The sequence below is a fragment of the Streptomyces sp. RKND-216 genome (genome assembly GCF_004795255.1).
Lineage (GTDB): Bacteria > Actinomycetota > Actinomycetes > Streptomycetales > Streptomycetaceae > Streptomyces > Streptomyces hazeniae.
The window spans coordinates 1,904,572-1,922,080 of the sequence record NZ_SSBQ01000002.1 but is presented as its reverse complement, the minus strand read 5'-3'; the positions used below and the strand labels follow the sequence as shown (position 1 = coordinate 1,922,080).

Genomic DNA, 17,509 nt, shown 5'->3' with positions numbered 1-17,509 from the left:
TACGGCGTCAGTCGTTGACGCAGCCGTTGCCGAACGCCGGGTTGAGGGCGCCGACCAGGTTGAGGCTGTTCCCGCACGCGTTGACCGGCACGTGGATCGGCACCTGGACGACGTTGCCGGAGAGCAGGCCCGGCGAGTTGGCGGCCGCGCCGCGCGCGATGCTGTCGGCGGAGGCGGTGCCCGCGGCGCCCAGGACGCCGACGGTGGCGAGGGCTACGGCGGCGAGCGAGGTACGAACGCGCATGATGACTCCTGTGTGTAGTGATGCGGTCACAGAGCATCACAGCCTAGGTGCGGCGGCCTCGCACGCCGGAGACCTTCGACGGAGTGGCGTGCCTCTTTCTGGCTGCGGCGGGATGCGGCCGGAGGGGAGGCGTCCCAGTGGGGTCCGTCCGCGGCCGACGAGGACCTCGGCTACCGCTGGGGGCCACCGGTGCCCCCCGGCGGTAGCCGGCGTCAGCCGGTGACCGGTGCGGTCCTCCGGGGGCCCTCGGCCCAGGACATCGCCCGGTGGACGTCCTCGACGAGCTGCCGGAGCACCGCGGTGGGGTCGGGCTGAAAGTAGAAGTGGCCGCCCTCGAACAGTCGCAGCCCGAGGAAGGGGTCCGCCCGGTCGGCCCAGCCCGCCAGCCGCTCGGGCGGGGCCACCGCGTCGTCCCTGCCCCCGAACACCGACAGCGGTACGGGCATCGGCGTGCTTTCCGGGCGCGGCCGCCAGGTCTCCACCAGGCGCAGGTCGTTGCGTATGACGGGAGCGAACAGCTCCCAGATGTCGCGGTTCTCCAGGACGGCGCCCGGCGTGCCCCCCATGGCGACGAGTTCGCGGCGGAGCTCGCCGTCGGAGAGCAGGTGCCGCTGGGTGCCCTCGCCCTCCGGGCGGGGCGCACTCCGGGCGGACAGCCCCAGCCAGCGAGGCGGTACACGGCCGGCGTCCAGGATGCGGCGGGTCAGTTCGTACGCGATCAGCCCGCCCATGCTGTGGCCGAAGAAGGCGTAGTCGCCGTCGAGTTCAGGACCGAGGCACTCCAGGAAGTGGTCCACCAGGCGGTCGGCGTCCGCGATGGGCGCCTGGTCCGCCCCCAGGCCGCGGCCCGGCGCGTCCACCAGGCGCACGTCCCACGAGGGCGGCAGCAGCGCGGGCCAGCCGCGGTAGGGGAGGTGCGAGCCACCGGCGTGGTGGAAGATGAACAGGCGCAGTTCCATGAGGGCTTCCCCTCGGTGCGGGGCCGCGGGCGTCCCCCCGCGCTCACCGGGCATCCTCCCACCTGTCGACCGCGGCATGGTGCTCGGGGTCGCCGCCGCTCGGCAAGGACCGGTGGCCGTCGACACCGCACAGGGCGACGGGTGCCGGGAAAGGGATAACCGATCGCCTGCCGCAGAATTCTGTGCCAGGCTGAGCGCGCGCTGCGCATCGCATCGAGGAGGTCCTATGCCCGACGTGCAGGACGGCAGTGACGGCAGGGAAGACGCCCGCGCGAAATTCCGTGAGGCGCTCGACCGCAAGAAGAAGTCCTCCGGGGCGAGGAGGGCGTACGAAGAGGGCCGCATGAAGGTCAAGGGGATGGGCGGCCCCATGGGTCAGAAGCGCTACACCCGGCGCAAGACCGGCTGAACAGTAACGTTCCCGCCTCGGAAGGGGTCCGGCTGCCGTTTTCCCCGAGCCTCCCGGCTCGGGGAAAACGGCAGCTCTTGCGTGCCCGGAAACGGCCGCCGGAGCGGAGCACCGGCCGGAACGGGGCCGGATCCGGGGCGCTCCCTTCCCGCGGCTTCCCCGAGGCTTTCCGCGGATTCCCCGCGTTTTCCCCGGCCCCTTCCGGTGCGACCCGGAATGCACGCGTAAGACCGTGCGAGGAGTGCCGGAGAACCCCTCCGGGAGACGAGGAGGGGAATGCTGTGACGCACGCGTGCGCCGCGGCCCGCGCCGGTGTGGGGAACGCCACGCGGCCCACTCGGCAGACCCCCGCTACCTGCATAAATAGGGAGATCCGATCAAGATCTTCGATCGTGTCGATTTAACTGATCAATACCGGCTGTGGCAGGGTGAAGATCGTCCAACCCATGGAAGGCCCGTACCAGGGGCTTTCCGCTGTGCAAGGAGAGCGCGTGCTCACTGTCGGTGACAAGTTCCCCACCTTCGACCTGACCGCCTGTGTGTCCCTGGAGAAGGGGCAGGAGTTCCAGCAGATCGACCACAAGACCTACGAGGGCAAGTGGAAGATCGTCTTCTTCTGGCCGAAGGACTTCACCTTCGTGTGCCCGACGGAGATCGCGGCCTTCGGCAAGCTGAACGAGGAGTTCGCCGACCGCGACGCGCAGGTTCTGGGCGTCTCCGGCGACAGCGAGTTCGTGCACCACGCGTGGCGCAAGGACCACGACGACCTGCGCGACCTGCCGTTCCCCATGCTCGCCGACTCCAAGCACGAGCTGATGCGGGACTGCGGGGTCGAGGGCGAGGACGGCTTCGCCCAGCGCGCCGTCTTCATCGTGGACCAGAACAACGAGATCCAGTTCTCCATGGTGACCGCCGGTTCCGTCGGCCGTAACCCCAAGGAGGTCCTCCGGGTCCTCGACGCGCTGCAGACCGACGAGCTGTGCCCCTGCAACTGGACCCAGGGCGAGGACACCCTCGACCCTGTCAAGCTGCTGGCCGGTGAGTGACCGGCATGTCGCTCGCTGACCTGAAGTCGGCACTGCCCGACTACGCCAAGGACCTCAAGCTCAACCTGGGTTCCGTCATCGGCAACTCCGATCTTCCGCAGCAGCAGCTGTGGGGCACGGTGCTGGCCTGCGCGATCGCGGCCCGCTCGCCGATCGTGCTGCGCGAGCTGGAGCCCGAGGCCCGGGAGAACCTCAGCCCCGAGGCCTACACGGCCGCGAAGTCCGCCGCCGCGGTGATGGCGATGAACAACGTCTTCTACCGCACGCGGCACCTCATCTCCGATCCCGAGTACGGCACCCTGCGCGCCGGCCTGCGGATGAACGTCATCGGCAACCCGGGAGTGGAGAAGGTCGACTTCGAACTGTGGTCGCTCGCGGTCTCCGCGCTCAACGGCTGCGGCATGTGCCTCGACTCGCACGAGCAGGTGCTGCGCAAGGCCGATGTGGACCGGGAGACCGTCCAGGAGGCCTTCAAGATCGCCTCGGTGATCCAGGCCGTGAGCACCACGGTCGACGCCGAGGCCGCGCTGGTCACCGCCTGACGCCCCCGGCGCACCCGCCGGCACGCGACGACGAGCCCCGCACCGCCTTGCTGCGGTGCGGGGCTCATCGCGTGCGCGGCGTGCGAGGCGCTGCGTCGGTGCGGCGCGCGGGCCGTCAGGTCAGGCCGAGGTCGTCCTCCGGGATCACGAGCGGCATCGGGGGCGGCGTGAGCTGCCCGCCGCCGGTCAGCGGCAGCTCGAACCACACCACCTTGCCGGTGGACAGTCGGGTGGCGCCCCAACGCCGGGCGATGCGGTTCACCAGGTACAGCCCGCGCCCGCCCTCGTCCGTCGCCCGCGCCTGCCGCAACCGCGGAAGCTGCGGCACGTCGTCGCCGACCTCGACCCGCAGCCGGTCCGTGCACAGCAGCCGCAGCGTCACCGGGCGCTCCGCGTACCGGACGGCGTTCGTGACCACCTCGCTGACCAGCAGCTCCACCGAGTCCTGGAGCTCGTCCAGCCCCCAGCGGGACAGCGCCCGCCGCACCAGGCGCCGCGCCTGACCGGCGGTCTGTGCACGCGGGTCCAGGTACCAGTACGCCACGTCGCTCGGTGCGATCCCGTCGAAGCGGGCCGCGAGCAGCGCGATGTCGTCGTCCCGGTCGCCCGGCCCCAGGATGTCCAGCACCTCGTCGCAGAGCGGCTCCAGTGGCGGCGCCGTCCCCGGCCGGGTCAGCCGCGCCGTCTCCGCCAGTTTCTCCCGCAGGAACTCGATGCCGGTCCAGACGTCCCGCTGCCGCGACTCCACCAGGCCGTCGGTGTACAGCAGCAGCGTCGCCCCGGCGGGCGCGTCCAGCTCCACGGCCTCGAAGTCCACGCCGCCCACGCCGATCGGGGCGCCCGCGGGTATCCGCAGCACCTCGGCGCCGCCGCCGCGGTGCAGCAGCACCGGCGGCGGATGGCCGGCGTTCGCCACCACGATCCGGTGCGCGACCGGGTCGTAGACGGCGTACAGGCAGGTCGCCATGCGGTCGCTGCCCAGCCGCTGGGCTTGCTCGTCCAGGTGGTGCAGGACCTCCTGCGGCGGCAGGTCGAGCTGTGCCAGGGTCTGCGCGGTCGTCCGCAGCTGGCCCATGATCGCGGCCGACGTCATGGAGTGCCCCATCACGTCGCCCACCACCAGCGCCACCCGGCTGCCGGGCAGCGGGATCGCGTCGTACCAGTCGCCGCCCACCCGCGCCGTCTCGGCGGCCGGCAGATAGCGGCTGGCCAGGGTGCAGCCCGTCGGCCGCGGCAGCTCGTCCGGGAGCATCGTCCGCTGGAGCTCGTCGGCGATGTACACCTCGCGGCCGTACAGCACCGCCTTGTCCACGCCCAGCGCGGTGTGCGTCGCCAGCTGGGCCGCGATCAGCAGGTCGTCCGCCTCGAACTGCGGACGTTCCGGCCGCCGCAGGAACACCGCGGCGCCGATGACACGGCGACGGCCGCGCAGCGGAGCCAGGATCGCCCGACCGTCGTCCGGCACCTCGCAACCCCGGCCGAGGAGTTCCGGCAGCGCCTCGGAACCGGCCACGGAGTTGCCGAACACCGGCCGTACGCCGCGCAGCACCTCGGCCAGCGGTCCGCCCGGCCGTACCTCCGTGTGCTCGGCCGCGCCCTCCGCGCTGCCGTCCTGCGCGGCCGCGCCCAGCAGCGGCAGCTTCGCGCCGGGCCGCTGCTCCTCGGGAATGCGGTCGCTGCGCCGCAGTCGCAGCACCACAGGGCTCGCCGGCCGTTCGTCGCCCACCGGCAGCGGGTCGCGCAGGTAGACCAGAATCGCGTCCGCGTAGGCGGGCACGCTGGCCCGGCACAGGCCGAGCACCGTCTCGTCCAGGTCCACGCCGCGGGCGATCCGGCGCGTCGCCGCGCCCACGAACCGCAGCCTGTCACCGCCGCGCCGCTCCCGCTCCGCCCGTTCCGCCTCGTCCGCGTCCGGGGCCGTCCCCGCGGGCGGCACCTGGGGAGCAGGCGGGTTGGCGTCGTCCGGGGTGCCGGGAGAGTCGACCGCGTCGTGCTGGGGGCGCTGCCGCGCGCCGGAGCCGCCGTCCCCCGCCTGTCCGGGCGGTCCGGGCGGAACCGACGTGGTGGGCGGGCGCCGCCGTGCCGCGCCGCGCGCCGCGTTCCGGTCGGGCGCGGGTGCGGCCGCGTCGTCCGGCCGGCGGCGGCTGGTCGCGTCGCCGGGGCCGCGGTCCGCGTGTACGGCCTGGCCGCGGCGCGTCCCGGTGGCCCGCTCGCGGGGGTCCGGCACCTGGGCGTGCGCGCCCTCAGGGGCGGCCGCGCCGGGCGCCGTCTCGCTCTCGGACCTGCTCGCCGCAGGCGGTTCGTGCTCCGTCACGCGTTCGGTTTCCATCCGTCGGGGCTGCGCGTCCTGCGCGCCCAGCGCTCCATGCTCGCGGCCGGGCCGGCGGGGCGCCGGCCCGGCCCGGGGGTGCCTCGTGGACCGGACCCCGCCCGGCCCGCGGGCCACCCCTTACGAGCGCTTTCTACAGTGCAGGAAGATCTGGATCTCGGGCGGTACGTCCGTGGTGGCCGGTGCGTAGGCATAGGAATCCTCCCCGGCGATCTCGAATCCCGCATCCGTGACGACCCGGTGCAGGTCCTCCCGTAGATAGCCGGATACCCGGATCGTGTTGCCCAGGAACGGGATCGAGAAATCGTCGACGTCCGCCTCGACCATCGACAGCACCAGCGGCGCGCCGGGGCGGAGCAGGCCGTGCAGCATCCGCAGCGCGACCGGGATTTCGGCACGGGGCAGCATCAGCAGGGCGAAGAAGGCCGCCGCGCCGTCGAACGGGCCGAGGCCCGCACTCTCCACATCGGCGATGTCGAGGGTGTGGAAGTCGGCCTTCGGCACGTTCTCCCGGGCCAGCTCGATCATGCCGGAGGACAGGTCGACGCCCGTCACCTTCAGGCCGGACTCGGTGAGCTGCCGGGCGGTCGGCGTGCCGGTGCCGCAGGCCAGGTCGAGCACCCGGGCGCCGGGCGGAAGCTGCTCCGCGAGCCAGACGCCGGCCGCGATCTGGCCCTCCTTGTGCGGGAAGGCCTCGTCGTAGCGGTCCCCGATCGCGTCGAACGCCTCCGCCTGGCCGGAACGGTCGAGGCCCGCGCGGCCGAGGGCGGCGTAGGCGCCGTGGTCCTCCGCCCTTGCGTGGGAGGTGCCGTCAGCACCGTTCACCTGCTCGCTCCTCTCCAGCTCACCGGCAAGTCCCCCACCCAAGAGGGGAGTTGCTCGGAAGCGCACGGTCTCCGGACGCTGATCCTACGGTTGCGGACTGGGGGCGCAGCAAGAGGTGGCGGCAGGTTGTGGCAGGCATGTGATCGACCAGCTCTCAGGATCGGGGCCCGCGCGAGGTGCCGTCGAGGCGCCGCGGCCGGGTGGGCGGCTCCGAGCGCGGCACCGGTGACCGGTCCCAGTCGGCCGGCAGCGCGGGCACCGTCCAGCGCGGGTCCGGGCGCCAGCGCTCCCAGCCGTCGCTGTACGGCGGACCCCAGGCGCGGATGCCTTCGACCGCCGCGCGGCCCGCCTCCCGTACCCTTCCGGCCTTCTCGTTGTCCATCAGCCCTGCCTGCTGCGCCTGGGCGAACTCGTCCTCGTCCCGCCACTCCCAGGTGCGGTCGGGGTAGACGGCGATGTCCAGGAAGTGGTCCTCGGAATCGATCCCGCCCGCCCACCGGTGACGCGGTTCTTCAAGGTTCACGTACCAGTTCTTGAATTGCCACCCCCGCTCCCAGAACAGCCACACCGACCAGGGCTCGCCGGGCGCGGCCAGCTTCAGCACGCCGGTGCCGAACCAGCGGGAGAGGGCCGTGGTGCGCGGCTTGGTGTAGCGGGTGGCCAGCGGCTCCCGGTGCACCGGCGTGCCGTCCACGAGCTGCGGTTTCACACACACGGTGTCCGGGGCCATCCAGACCGCGAGCAGGTCCTCGGTGTCCTGCACGACCGTCACCGGGCGGCAGATGTGCGGATGATCGTGGCCGTTGGCGCGGTACCGCCAGAGGATGTGCTCACCGGAGGCCCAGCGCTGCTCCGGGCCCCGGGCGGGGCGGGAGTACGGGTCGTCCGCCCCGCCCGGCTGCGGGCCCACCGTGTGCGCTGTCATGGGCAAAGGGTAGTCAACCTCTTACAGGACGCGCCGTGACCTGTGGTGCACGACACCCGTTCGGCGGCGCCGCCCGGGGCTCGCCTCAGCGTGCGCCTTACGGCCGGGTCATGCGCAGCACGTCCAGCGCCTCGTCGAGGTGCGCCAGGGTCAGCTCGCCCCGGTCCACGTACCCGGCCTCCAGCACCGCCTCCCGGATCGTCTTCGCCTCGGCCAGCGCCTTCTTCGCCACCGCGGCGGCGTTCTCGTAGCCGATGTAGCGGTTGAGCGGCGTGACGACGGAGGGTGACGACTCCGCGTACACGCGGGCGCGCTCCGTGTTCGCCGTGATGCCGTCGACCGTGCTGTCCGCAAGCAGGCGGGCGGCACGGCTCAGCAGCCGCACCGATTCGAGCAGGTTCCTCGCCATCACCGGCAGCATCACGTTGAGCTCGAAGTTTCCGGCGGCCCCGGCGGTCGCGACCGTCGCGTCGTTGCCGGTGACCTGGGCGCACACCATCAGCACCGCCTCCGGGATCACCGGGTTCACCTTGCCCGGCATGATCGAGGAGCCCGGCTGCAGGTCGGGCAGCGCGATCTCGGCCAGCCCGGTGCGCGGGCCGGACGCCATCCAGCGCAGGTCGTTGCAGATCTTGGTCAGGCCGACCGCGATCGTACGGAGCTGCCCGGACGTCTCGACGAGTCCGTCCCGCGCGCCCTGCGCCTCGAAGTGGTCCCGCGCCTCGGTCAGCGGCAGTCCGGTGATGCGGGCGACCTCCGCGATCACGGCCTCCGAGAAGCCCGGCGGCGTGTTGATGCCGGTGCCCACCGCGGTGCCGCCGAGCGGCAGTTCGGCGAGCCGGGGCAGCGAGGCGTGCAGCCGCTCCACGCCGTGCCGCATCTGCGCCGCGTAGCCGTCGAACTCCTGGCCCAGCGTGACCGGGGTCGCGTCCATCAGGTGGGTGCGCCCGGACTTGACCACCTCCGCGAACTCCTCGCCCTTGCGGGACAGCGCCGCCGCGAGGTGCTCCAGCGCGGGCACCAGGTCGTGCGTGACGGCGGCGGTGGCGGCGATGTGGATGGAGGACGGGAAGACGTCGTTGGACGACTGGCTGGCGTTGACGTGGTCGTTCGGGTGCACGGTGGCGTCGCCGGCCAGCCGTTCGGTCGCGAGGGTGGCGACGACCTCGTTCATGTTCATGTTGGAGGAGGTGCCGGAACCGGTCTGGAAGACGTCCACCGGGAAGTGGTCGTCCCAGCGGCCGTCGGCGACCTCCTCCGCGGCGGCGCGGATCGCGTCGGCGACCGGGGCGTCCAGCACGCCGAGGTCCGCGTTCACGGTGGCGGCGGCCGCCTTGATGTGGGCCAGCGCCTCAATGTGCGCGCGCTCCAGGCGCCGTCCGCTCAGCGGGAAGTTCCCGACCGCGCGCTGCGTCTGCGCCCGCCACTTCGCGTCCGCGGGCACCTGCACCTCGCCCATCGAGTCGCGTTCGATCCGGTACTCGGCGTTCTCGCTCATGGCCCCGAACATAACGCGCTTTTCCCGCCCCCGGGCGGAGCCCGGAGCCGTCAGCGGGCGGGGCCGCCGACAGGGATGGAGGTGACGAAGGGCTGCGCGGGACCGGGGTCCGTGAAGAAGTCGTTCCCCTTGTCGTCGACGACGACGAACGCGGGAAAGTCCTCCACCTCGATCCGCCAGACCGCCTCCATGCCCAGCTCCTCGTACTCCAGGACCTCCACCTTCCGGATGCAGTCCTGCGCCAGCCGGGCCGCCGGTCCGCCGATCGAGCCGAGGTAGAAGCCGCCGTGCGCGGCGCACGCGTCGGTGACCTGCTTGCTGCGGTTGCCCTTGGCGAGCATCACCATGGAGCCGCCGGCCGCCTGGAACTGCTCCACGTACGCGTCCATGCGCCCGGCCGTGGTCGGCCCGAACGAGCCGGACGCGTAGCCCTCCGGCGTCTTCGCGGGCCCGGCGTAGTACACCGCGTGGTCCCGCAGGTACTGCGGCATCTCCTCGCCCGCGTCCAGCCGTTCCTTGATCTTGGCGTGCGCGATGTCGCGTGCGACGACCAGCGGGCCGGTCAGCGACAGCCGGGTCTTCACCGGGTGGCGGGTCAGCTCGGCGCGGATCTCGTCCATCGGACGCTCGAGGTCGATCTTCACGACCTCGTCCTCGCCGTCCAGTTCGTCGTCCGTGGTCTCCGGCAGGAACCGTGCGGGGTCGGTCTCCAGCTGCTCCAGGAACACGCCCTCGGCGGTGATCTTCGCGACCGCCTGCCGGTCCGCAGAGCAGGACACCGCGAGTGCGACCGGGCAGGAGGCCCCGTGCCGCGGCAGCCGTACCACCCGCACGTCGTGGCAGAAGTACTTGCCGCCGAACTGGGCGCCGATGCCGATCCGCTGGGTGAGCTCGAAGACCTTCTCCTCCAACTCCTTGTCGCGGAAGCCGTGCCCCGCCGGGGAGCCCTCGGCCGGGATCTCGTCCAGGTAGTGCGCGGAGGCGTACTTGGCGGTCTTGAGCGCGTACTCGGCGCTGGTGCCGCCCACGACGACCGCCAGGTGGTACGGCGGGCAGGCGGCCGTGCCCAGCGAGCGGATCTTCTCCTCGAGGAACTTCATCATCGAGTCCTCGTTCAGCACCGCCTTCGTCTCCTGGAAGAGGAAGGATTTGTTGGCGCTGCCGCCGCCCTTGGCCATGAAGAGGAACGTGTAGGCGTCGCCGTCCGTCGCGTAGAGCTCGATCTGCGCGGGCAGGTTGGTGCCCGTGTTCTTCTCCTCCCACATGGTCAGCGGCGCCATCTGGGAGTACCGCAGGTTGAGCTGCGTGTAGGCGTCGTGGATACCGCGGGAGAGGGCTTCCTCGTCCCGGCCCCGTGTGAGGACGTTCTGGCCGCGCTTGCCCATCACGATGGCGGTGCCGGTGTCCTGGCACATCGGGAGGACGCCGGCGGCGGCGATGTTGGCGTTCTTCAGCAGGTCCAGCGCGACGAAGCGGTCGTTCGCGCTGGCTTCCGGGTCGTCCAGGATGCGGCGCAGCTGGGCCAGGTGCTCGGGCCGCAGGTAGTGCGCGATGTCCTTCATCGCCTCGGAGGCGAGCGTCCGCAGCGCCTCCGGCTCCACGGAGAGGAAGGTCCGGCCGTCCGCCTCGAAGGTGCTGACGCCTTCGGCGGTGACCAGGCGGTACGGCGTGGTGTCCTCACCCCGCGGCAGCAGGTCCGTGTAGCTGAACTCCGGGGTGGCGGCCATGGGGCATCTTCCTCTCGACGGTGAGCGCGCTTCACAGCGTAGAACGCTTCCCGGGGGCCGGAAGACGCGGGGACTCCGGTCTCCCGCCGCCCCCGGGCCCCGGCAGCCGAAGGACCGTGTTCTCGCGGATTCTCACGGAGTCTCTCAGTGCTGCAACTTTCTCCGATTTCCGCTGTCTGACCCTATTGCAAGAGAAACCTCACGTATTGCACCACAGGGGGCAGCCATGCGAAGAATGATCACTCTGTTCGTCACCGCCGCCGTCGCCGGGGCCGGCCCCGTCCAGGCGAGCGCGGCGGCGGACGGCGGTGCCGCGAGCGCCGCCGTTACGGCCCGGGGTGCTGCGGCGTCCTGCGCCGTGACCTGGGGCAGCCCGCCCAAGTCCGCGCCGTTCGTGTCGAACCGCCCTCTGGTGGACGTCCGTACCGGCCGGCACGCGTGCTTCGACCGGATGGTCCTCGACATCCGGAGCGACGCTCCGGCGACCGCGGCCGGCTACCACGTCTGCTACGTGTCCCGCTTCCAGCAGGACGGTTCCGGGCGGCCGCTGCCGATGTCCGGCGGCGCGGTGCTGGAGATCGTGGTCGGCGCGCCGTCCTACGACCCGGAGACCTTCGAGCCCACCTACGCCGGGCGGCCCGGTCGGCCGCTTCCCGGTGTCGACCTCGACGGCTACCGCACCTTCCGCGACGCGCGGTACGGCGCCAGCTACGAGGGGACGACCCAGCTCGGCCTCGGAGTCCGGGCGCGGCTGCCGTTCCGCGTGTTCCCGCTGGGGGGCCGGGTCGTGGTCGACGTCGCCCACTCCTGGTCGGCGGCGCGGTGACGGAAGGAGTCCGGCGGCGGCCTCCGCTCCCGGAGTGGAGGCCGCCGTTCACCGTGTCGGGCGCGTGCGCGTCCGGCCACGGGGTGACGCGCGCACGGTTCCCCGTCGCGGACACTGGTCGCGATCTATCGCGTCTGGGTAGGCTGGCGTGGTGACTGATTCGCCGCTGGAGAAGCGCCCCTCGCCGGACGAGAAGCCCGCCGTGCGACCGGCCGCGGAGGCCGACGTACGAGCGTCGGACGCCGACCGTGACCGCGTCGCGGACATCCTCCGCGAGGCGCTGGCCGAAGGCCGGCTCGACGCGGACGAGCATTCCGAGCGGCTGGACGCGGTCTACGCCGCCAAGACCATGGGGCAGCTCGAACCCCTGGTCCGCGACCTGCCGCAGCCGGTTGGCAGGACCGCTCTGCGGCCCGCCGCCGCGTTCGACGTCGCTCCGCACGGTGACGAGGGCGCCGCGGACAACGCCGTCGCGATCTTCAGCGGCGCCACCCGGCGCGGCAGTTGGCGGATCGGCCGGAAGACGAACGCCTTCGCCTGCTTCGGCGGCGTCGACATCGACCTCACCCAGGCCGTGTTCACGCAGCGGGAGATCGTCATCAACGCCACCGCCGTCTTCGGCGGCGTGGACATCCGGATCCCCGAGAACGTGACCCTGCGCGGCCGCGGGACCGGCATCTTCGGCGGCTTCGACGTCCGCTCCCACGATTCGCCCGACCCGGACGCGCCGGTGGTCGTCGTCAAGGGGCTGGCGCTGTTCGGCGGCGTCTCGGCGAGGCCGAAGCGCGGCAAGCGGCTGAAGAATCTGCACCAGGGCCACGGGCACGGGCACTGACCGCCCGGGGCGTGCGGTGGGCGGTCCGCGGCACGGCGTGCCGTACCGCACGGCCGCATGGCACCGTGTGCATAAGCGCGCGCACAGCGGGTAAGGCTGGTGCATCGTCTCTCGTACGGCGAGCAGCGCGAACTGCCGTGCGCAGCAAGACGGGTGAAGGTGCACACATCGGCCAGACCGACCGCCGTAGCCGTCTCGTGTAGGAGTCAGACCGTGCTGCAAACGCCGCATCAGTCCCTGCAGGCCGCCGTCCCCACCCCACGGGCGCCCGCCCGCGACGACGATGCCGGCCCCTGGCACGCCGATGCGGTCTGCCACCGGGACGAGGCCGGGCTGTTCTTCGCCCCGTCGAAGGAGCCCACCGCCGCCCGCCTCGCCCGTGAGCAGGCCGCCAAGCGGGTGTGCGCGCGCTGCCCCGTCCTCGTCGAGTGCCGGGAGCACGCGCTGCTCCAGCCGGAGCCGTACGGCGTGTGGGGCGGGCTGACCGCGGCCGAGCGCCGCGTGGTGCTGGCGCGCCGGCGCCGGTCCGCGGCGGCGGCAGCGGAGAGCGCCGCCCCTGTCCGCCGCATCGCCTGACGCAGTACGCACGGGCCGCGTGGCCGGCGATCCCCGAGGTCGCCGGCCACGCGGCCCGCGTACGCCTGCGGCGGATGCGCCTGACGCAGCCGACGGGCGGCGACGTCAGGGCAGTTGGGCGATGGCCTCGATCACCGGCACCGGCAGGTACGCCGGCCACGCACCCTCCCGCCCCACGGCGTAGGTGAAGTAGCCCTCCTTGCGGGCCACTTCCAGCTCCTTCGCCGTCTCGCCCTGGTAGACCACGTGGCAGCCGTGGGCGGCGCCGGAGCCCCGCTCGAACAGCGCGGGGGACGGCTTGCGCTCCTCGACGGTGCGGGGCGTGAGGATGCGGCCCTCGAAGTCCTCCCACGCGAACGGGCTGGTGCCGGTCCAGTCGGCGTCCACGATCTCGCGCAGCTTCGCGGCCCGTTCGGCGTCCGTCTCGCCCCACTCGGGTGGGACGTTGGTGATCAGGCCGACCTCGACGTCCGCCTCACGCAGCTCCCGCAGATGGCGGGCGGCTTCCGGCAGGTAGTGGAGCGAACCGTCGTCCTCGGTGTGGACCAGCGTCTCGCCGAGGTCGAAGTACACCACGGCGCAGTGGCGTCCACCCTCCGGGCTGCGCTGTACGGCTGTGTCGGTGCTCCCGGCCGCGGCAGCCGGGGCCGAGGCCGCGGCCAGGGCGGCGAGGGCGGTCGCGGCAGTCGTCGCGAGGCCCGCCCTCCGTGCGGCCCGACGAGGCGCCGGGGTGGATGTCTGCGATGAGTTCACGGTGTTGTGGGGCACCCGCGGAGGCTACCCACCGCTGTCGCAGGCATGTCAGCTCGACCGGTTGCCGCGCACCCGGCGTCCCCGCCGGGCTCTTGTATCCGGGCTTGTATCCGCTTTGTATGCCCGCCTCCTTGAATCCCCTGGTCACCGAAGACAAGGGGAGAATCCATGCGCAGACGTACCCGCAGCCTCCTGGCCGCCGTGAGCGCCGCGGCAGCCGTCACGGTCGCGGCGCCGGTCGCCGTCGCGTCGCCGCAGGCCGCCTCGTCCGCCGAACCGCTCGCCCGGCCGAACTTCAAGATGCCGTTCCTGTGCAACCAGACCTGGGTCGGCAACAACTGGAACGGCCACAGCCCGGCGCACTCCATCGACTGGAACCACTACAGCGCCAGCGGAAGCCCCGACGACCTCGGCCGGCGGGTCTTCGCCAGCGCCGGCGGCACGGTGCTGTCCTCCTACTACTCCACGGGCACCGGCTACGGCAACACCATCGTCATCGGCCACGGGAACGGCTGGCAGACGCGCTACGCCCACCTGAAGACCCGCGCCGTCCAGAAGGGCGACAGGGTCAAGCTGGGCCAGAAGATCGGCCGTGTCGGCGCCACCTCCGCGCTCTACAACATCACCCCCCACCTGCACTACGAGCAGATCCACAACGGCAGCGTCGTGGTCGCGGTCGTCCAGGGCGTCCGGTGGGGCGACTACACCAAGCGCAGCCAGCGCAGCAAGAACTGCTGACCGGCTGCCGGTGTCGCACGGGGCGGGACGGCGTAACCGGCCGTTCCGCCCGGCGGCAGCACACGACCGGCTGCGGCCCGCGCACGACCGGCCGTACCCAGGGGCGTCAGCGCAGAGCCCGCAGCTTCGCGTGCACCAGCTCCGCCTGCTCCCGCACCTCCAGCCGCCGCCAGGTCGACAGCGAACGGTGGAAGTAGCGGCGCGCCGTCTGCTTGCGGCCGGTCGCGTGATGCAGCTCGCCCAGCAGGCACGCCACCCGTGCCTCCGCCCGGCGGTCGCCGAGCTGCCGCTGCACGTTGAGCGCGTCGACCAGCAGCGCCGACGCCTCACCCGCACGGCCCTGGCGCAGGCACAGTTCGCCGACGCTCTGCTGCACGTACGCCGCGCAGTGCGCGTCCCCCAGCTCGTCGAAGATGCCCAGCGCCCGCTCCAGCTCCTGTCGCGCCTGCCGGAGTTCGCCGCGCTGCTCGTGCGCGACGGCCATCCGACGCCGCACCTGCGCCTCCCGGTGCCGGTCGCCCACGCCACCGGACAGCTCCAGCGCGGCGGTCAGCCAGGGCGTGGCCGCCTCCGGCTCGCCCCGCTCCAGCCACACCGAGGCGATCGCGTTGTGGGCGACCGCCTCGCCGTGCCGGTCGCCGGCCTCGCCGAAGCCGCGCAGCGCCTCGCCGAACGCCGCCAGCGCGGTTTCCAGGTCGTTCAGCACGCGGTGCACGGACCCGGCGCCCACCGCGGCGACGGCTTCGCCGTAGCCGTGCCCGAGGCGCGAGAACAACGAGCGCGAGAGGTCGAACGCGGCGAGCGCGTCGGCGTAACGGTCCTGGTAGAGGTGCAGCTGGCCGAGGTTCCGCAGCAGCGTCGCGGCCCGCGCGTCGGTCGGTTCCTGCATCGCGTCCAGCACCAGCCGGTGCGTGCGCAGCCAGTCGCCGTAGTAGCCGCGCATGTCGAAGAACCCGGCCAGTTCGACGGCGAGGTCGGCGGCCTGCGCGACGTGTCCCCGCCGCAGCGCCGACTCCACGGAGGCGACCAGCACACGCCGTTCGGACTCGAACCACTCCACCGGCCGCGCCCGCACCGCCGGTACGACCGCGGCGGCCGCTCCCTGCGGATGCGCCGGTTCCCCCAGCACGCCCAGGAAGCGGGTCGGCATCGCGGAGTTCGCGCAGCGCGCCAGCGCGACCAGGTCGTCCACCACTCGTAGCCGGCGGCGCGTCCGCACCTCGTCGCCGTCGGCCTCGGCGAGTTCCCGGGCGTAGCAGCGCAGCAGATCGTGCATGCGGTAGCGCTGCATCCCCAGCGCGTCGGTGCCCACCACCTCGACCAGGTGCTCGTCCAGCAGGGTCTCCAGCCCGCCCGCGTTCGCGTCGGCCACGCCCGTCGCCGCCGCGACCAGCCAGCCCGGCGTCGCCTCGTCCGGGAGCTGCCCGAAGACGCGGAACGCCGTCGCGGCGGGCTCGGGCAGGTGGCGGTAGCTCAGTTCCGCGCTCGCCCGCACCTCCAGCTCGCCGGTCTGGAGCTGGTCCAGCCGGCCGCGCTCGTCGTGCAGGAAGTCGGCCAGCGCCCCGACGGTCCACCCCGGCCGGTTCGCCAGCCGGGATCCGGCGATGCGCACCGCCAGCGGCAGCGAACCGCAGCCCGCGAGCACCCGGTCCGCCTCCGCGCCCTCCGCCCGCAGACGGTCCGTCCCGACGATCGTGCCCAGCAGCTCGCGCGCCTCGTCCCGTTCCATCACGCCGAGCGCGCAGTGGTAAGCCGGAAGCCCGGGGAGCCGGCGGCGGGAGGTCACCAGCACCGCGGAACCCCCGGTGCCCGGCAGCAGCGGCCGCACCTGCGCCCCGGCCGCCGCGTCGTCCAGCACCACCAGGAACCGCCGCTGCGCCAGCCGCGACCGGAACAGCGCGGCACGCTCCGCCGGGTCTGCGGGGATCGCCGCGTCGATCACCCCCAGGCTGCGCAGCAACTCCGCCAGCACGTCGACGGGTTCACGCGGCCGGTCGCTCAAGCCGCCCAGGTCGACGAAGAGCTGCCCGTCCGGGAACGCGTCCCGCACCCGGTGCGCCACATGCACCGCCAGCGTCGACTTCCCCGACCCCGGCGGCCCCGACAGCACCGCGACCACCGGCTGCCGTCCGGCCGCCGACAGCCACCCCTCCAGGACGCCGATCTGGTCCCCCCGGCCGGTGAAGTCCGGAACGTCCATCGGCAGTTGGCACACCGGCCCGGGTTCGGCCGTACGCCGCCGGCCCACGTACCCGTGGTCCACCCCGACCGCGCGCAGCGGCGCACTCGGCTCGACGCCCAGCTCGACCGCCAGCACCCGCTCGGCCTCCGCGTACGCCTCCCGCGCCTCGGTGGTGCGGCCGGCGCCGTGCAGCGCCCGCACGAGCATCTGCCACAGGTCCTCCCGCACCGGGTCCTCGGCCAGCCTGCCCCGCAACTCCGCGACCAGCGGGGCGTAGTCGCCCAGCCGCAGCCGCACCTTCAGGCACTCGTCGACCGCGACCGCACGCAGCTCCTCGACCCGGGTGACCGCCGGGTCCCACACCACGCTCGACGGCACGTCCTGCAGCACACCGCCCCGCCACAGCCCGAGCGCAGCCTCGTAGCCGCGCAGCGCCGCCGCGTCCTCGCCCCGGTCCCGCGCCGCCCGCGCCTGCTCCAGCCGCCGTTCGAACAGCAGCATGTCGAGGTCGTCCGGCGCCACGTCCAGGGCGTAGCCCGAGGGCCGCGTGGTCAGCCCTTTCGTGTCCACCCCCGCCGTGGCGAGCGCGCTGCGCAGCGCGCGCACGTACGTCCGCACGTTCGCCACCGCGGACCGGGGCGCACCCTCGGGCCACAGCACCTCGGTCAGCACGTCCAGTGACACGAACCCGCCGGGCTGCAACAGGAGCGTGGCCAGCACCGCTCGCGGCTTCGGCCCGCCGAGGCGCACCGGGGCGCCGCCCACCCGCACCCGCAGCGGGCCCAGCACGCCGAACGCCGGCTCCCCCATGCGCGCGCCTCCGTGCCCGTTGGTGACACTCCGTCACTGGCGCACAGGGTACTGTCGCGCGCCCCGCCCGAACAGTGCTTCGACCCCACCTCCGGTCGTCCGCCTAGGACCTGTCCGGACCCGGGGGGTCGTCAGGCGGGTGTCCGGCCGCCGCGGAGGGAAGGGTGCCGGCCGGGGCCGGGGCCGGGGGCGGGGGCGTCGGGGAAGGAACGGTCGCCGAAGAGGACGCGGCCGGCTGCGGCCCGTCCGAGCGGTGTGCGTCCCCGGCGGCCGCGTCCGTCCGGC

16 protein-coding genes are annotated in these 17,509 nt (G+C 73.1%); 7 read left to right on the top strand and 9 right to left on the bottom strand.

Annotation, left to right across the window (positions count from 1 at the left end; all coding sequences use genetic code 11):
• Positions 1-7: 7 nt before the first annotated feature.
• Together E4198_RS08265 and E4198_RS08260 are read right to left on the bottom strand one after the other, a co-directional pair.
• Positions 8-244, bottom strand: a complete 237-nt coding sequence (locus tag E4198_RS08265; RefSeq protein WP_136182598.1) for a chaplin — start codon at positions 242-244, stop codon at positions 8-10.
• 212 nt (positions 245-456) lie between these two features.
• Positions 457-1,203 carry an alpha/beta fold hydrolase gene (locus tag E4198_RS08260; protein ID WP_136182597.1) on the bottom strand — a complete coding sequence of 249 codons (747 nt, stop codon included), beginning with the start codon at positions 1,201-1,203 and terminating at the stop codon, positions 457-459.
• Positions 1,204-1,429: 226 nt separating this feature from the next.
• On the opposite strand from E4198_RS08260, the gene E4198_RS08255 reads away from it, so the two are divergent.
• The 3 genes from E4198_RS08255 (at position 1,430) to E4198_RS08245 (ending at position 3,200) form a co-directional block, all read left to right on the top strand.
• Positions 1,430-1,612 (top strand): DUF5302 domain-containing protein, encoded by a 183-nt coding sequence (locus E4198_RS08255; protein WP_136182596.1) that lies wholly within the window; start codon positions 1,430-1,432, stop codon positions 1,610-1,612.
• A 491-nt stretch (positions 1,613-2,103) separates the two neighbouring features.
• Positions 2,104-2,658, top strand: coding sequence for a peroxiredoxin (locus E4198_RS08250; protein ID WP_027764993.1), 555 nt, complete (start codon positions 2,104-2,106; stop codon positions 2,656-2,658).
• 5 nt (positions 2,659-2,663) lie between these two features.
• Positions 2,664-3,200: an alkyl hydroperoxide reductase gene (locus E4198_RS08245; RefSeq protein ID WP_136182595.1), complete on the top strand. Its 537-nt coding sequence runs from the start codon at positions 2,664-2,666 to the stop codon at positions 3,198-3,200.
• A gap of 115 nt (positions 3,201-3,315) precedes the next feature.
• Here E4198_RS08245 and E4198_RS08240 read toward each other — a convergent pair whose 3' ends face one another.
• The 5 genes from E4198_RS08240 to E4198_RS08220 form a co-directional block, all read right to left on the bottom strand.
• The gene (locus tag E4198_RS08240; RefSeq protein WP_136182594.1) at positions 3,316-5,529 is read right to left on the bottom strand and encodes a SpoIIE family protein phosphatase; all 2,214 of its coding nucleotides are present in this window, start codon (positions 5,527-5,529) and stop codon (positions 3,316-3,318) included.
• A gap of 120 nt (positions 5,530-5,649) precedes the next feature.
• Entirely contained in the window at positions 5,650-6,354 is a 705-nt protein-coding gene (locus E4198_RS08235; RefSeq protein ID WP_136182593.1) for a class I SAM-dependent methyltransferase, read from the bottom strand.
• 154 nt (positions 6,355-6,508) lie between these two features.
• Positions 6,509-7,279 (bottom strand): DUF402 domain-containing protein, encoded by a 771-nt coding sequence (locus E4198_RS08230; protein WP_136182592.1) that lies wholly within the window; start codon positions 7,277-7,279, stop codon positions 6,509-6,511.
• Between the two features lie 97 nt (positions 7,280-7,376).
• On the bottom strand, positions 7,377-8,777 hold the full coding sequence (locus E4198_RS08225) for a class II fumarate hydratase (RefSeq protein ID WP_136182591.1): 1,401 nt from the start codon (positions 8,775-8,777) through the stop codon (positions 7,377-7,379).
• Between the two features lie 50 nt (positions 8,778-8,827).
• On the bottom strand, positions 8,828-10,504 hold the full coding sequence (locus E4198_RS08220) for a fumarate hydratase (protein WP_136182590.1): 1,677 nt from the start codon (positions 10,502-10,504) through the stop codon (positions 8,828-8,830).
• Positions 10,505-10,730: 226 nt separating this feature from the next.
• Here E4198_RS08220 and E4198_RS08215 point away from each other — a divergent pair, with 226 nt between their 5' ends.
• From E4198_RS08215 to E4198_RS08205, 3 genes are all read left to right on the top strand, one after another.
• Entirely contained in the window at positions 10,731-11,330 is a 600-nt protein-coding gene (locus E4198_RS08215; RefSeq protein WP_247597596.1) for a hypothetical protein, read from the top strand.
• 151 nt (positions 11,331-11,481) lie between these two features.
• On the top strand, positions 11,482-12,165 hold the full coding sequence (locus tag E4198_RS08210; protein WP_136182589.1) for a DUF1707 domain-containing protein: 684 nt from the start codon (positions 11,482-11,484) through the stop codon (positions 12,163-12,165).
• Between the two features lie 213 nt (positions 12,166-12,378).
• Positions 12,379-12,741: a WhiB family transcriptional regulator gene (locus E4198_RS08205; protein WP_027764987.1), complete on the top strand. Its 363-nt coding sequence runs from the start codon at positions 12,379-12,381 to the stop codon at positions 12,739-12,741.
• Between the two features lie 105 nt (positions 12,742-12,846).
• Here E4198_RS08205 and E4198_RS08200 read toward each other — a convergent pair whose 3' ends face one another.
• Positions 12,847-13,509 (bottom strand): hypothetical protein, encoded by a 663-nt coding sequence (locus E4198_RS08200; RefSeq protein WP_247597595.1) that lies wholly within the window; start codon positions 13,507-13,509, stop codon positions 12,847-12,849.
• 153 nt (positions 13,510-13,662) lie between these two features.
• On the opposite strand from E4198_RS08200, the gene E4198_RS08195 reads away from it, so the two are divergent.
• The gene (locus E4198_RS08195; protein WP_136182588.1) at positions 13,663-14,232 is read left to right on the top strand and encodes a M23 family metallopeptidase; all 570 of its coding nucleotides are present in this window, start codon (positions 13,663-13,665) and stop codon (positions 14,230-14,232) included.
• Between the two features lie 106 nt (positions 14,233-14,338).
• On the opposite strand, the gene E4198_RS08190 is transcribed toward E4198_RS08195, so the two are convergent.
• On the bottom strand, positions 14,339-17,224 hold the full coding sequence (locus E4198_RS08190; protein ID WP_136182587.1) for a BTAD domain-containing putative transcriptional regulator: 2,886 nt from the start codon (positions 17,222-17,224) through the stop codon (positions 14,339-14,341).
• Positions 17,225-17,509: the final 285 nt, after the last annotated feature.

Excerpts from the sequence above, each read along its gene's own strand:
- E4198_RS08265 (WP_136182598.1), bottom strand. The coding sequence starts at position 244 with ATGCGCGTTCGTACCTCGCTCGCCGCCGTAGCCCTCGCCACCGTCGGC.
- E4198_RS08260 (WP_136182597.1), bottom strand. The coding sequence starts at position 1,203 with ATGGAACTGCGCCTGTTCATCTTCCACCACGCCGGTGGCTCGCACCTC.
- E4198_RS08255 (WP_136182596.1), top strand. The coding sequence starts at position 1,430 with ATGCCCGACGTGCAGGACGGCAGTGACGGCAGGGAAGACGCCCGCGCG.
- E4198_RS08245 (WP_136182595.1), top strand. The coding sequence starts at position 2,664 with ATGTCGCTCGCTGACCTGAAGTCGGCACTGCCCGACTACGCCAAGGAC.
- E4198_RS08240 (WP_136182594.1), bottom strand. The coding sequence starts at position 5,529 with ATGGAAACCGAACGCGTGACGGAGCACGAACCGCCTGCGGCGAGCAGG.
- E4198_RS08230 (WP_136182592.1), bottom strand. The coding sequence starts at position 7,279 with ATGACAGCGCACACGGTGGGCCCGCAGCCGGGCGGGGCGGACGACCCG.
- E4198_RS08225 (WP_136182591.1), bottom strand. The coding sequence starts at position 8,777 with ATGAGCGAGAACGCCGAGTACCGGATCGAACGCGACTCGATGGGCGAG.
- E4198_RS08220 (WP_136182590.1), bottom strand. The coding sequence starts at position 10,504 with ATGGCCGCCACCCCGGAGTTCAGCTACACGGACCTGCTGCCGCGGGGT.
- E4198_RS08215 (WP_247597596.1), top strand. The coding sequence starts at position 10,731 with ATGCGAAGAATGATCACTCTGTTCGTCACCGCCGCCGTCGCCGGGGCC.
- E4198_RS08195 (WP_136182588.1), top strand. The coding sequence starts at position 13,663 with ATGCGCAGACGTACCCGCAGCCTCCTGGCCGCCGTGAGCGCCGCGGCA.
- E4198_RS08190 (WP_136182587.1), bottom strand. The coding sequence starts at position 17,224 with ATGGGGGAGCCGGCGTTCGGCGTGCTGGGCCCGCTGCGGGTGCGGGTG.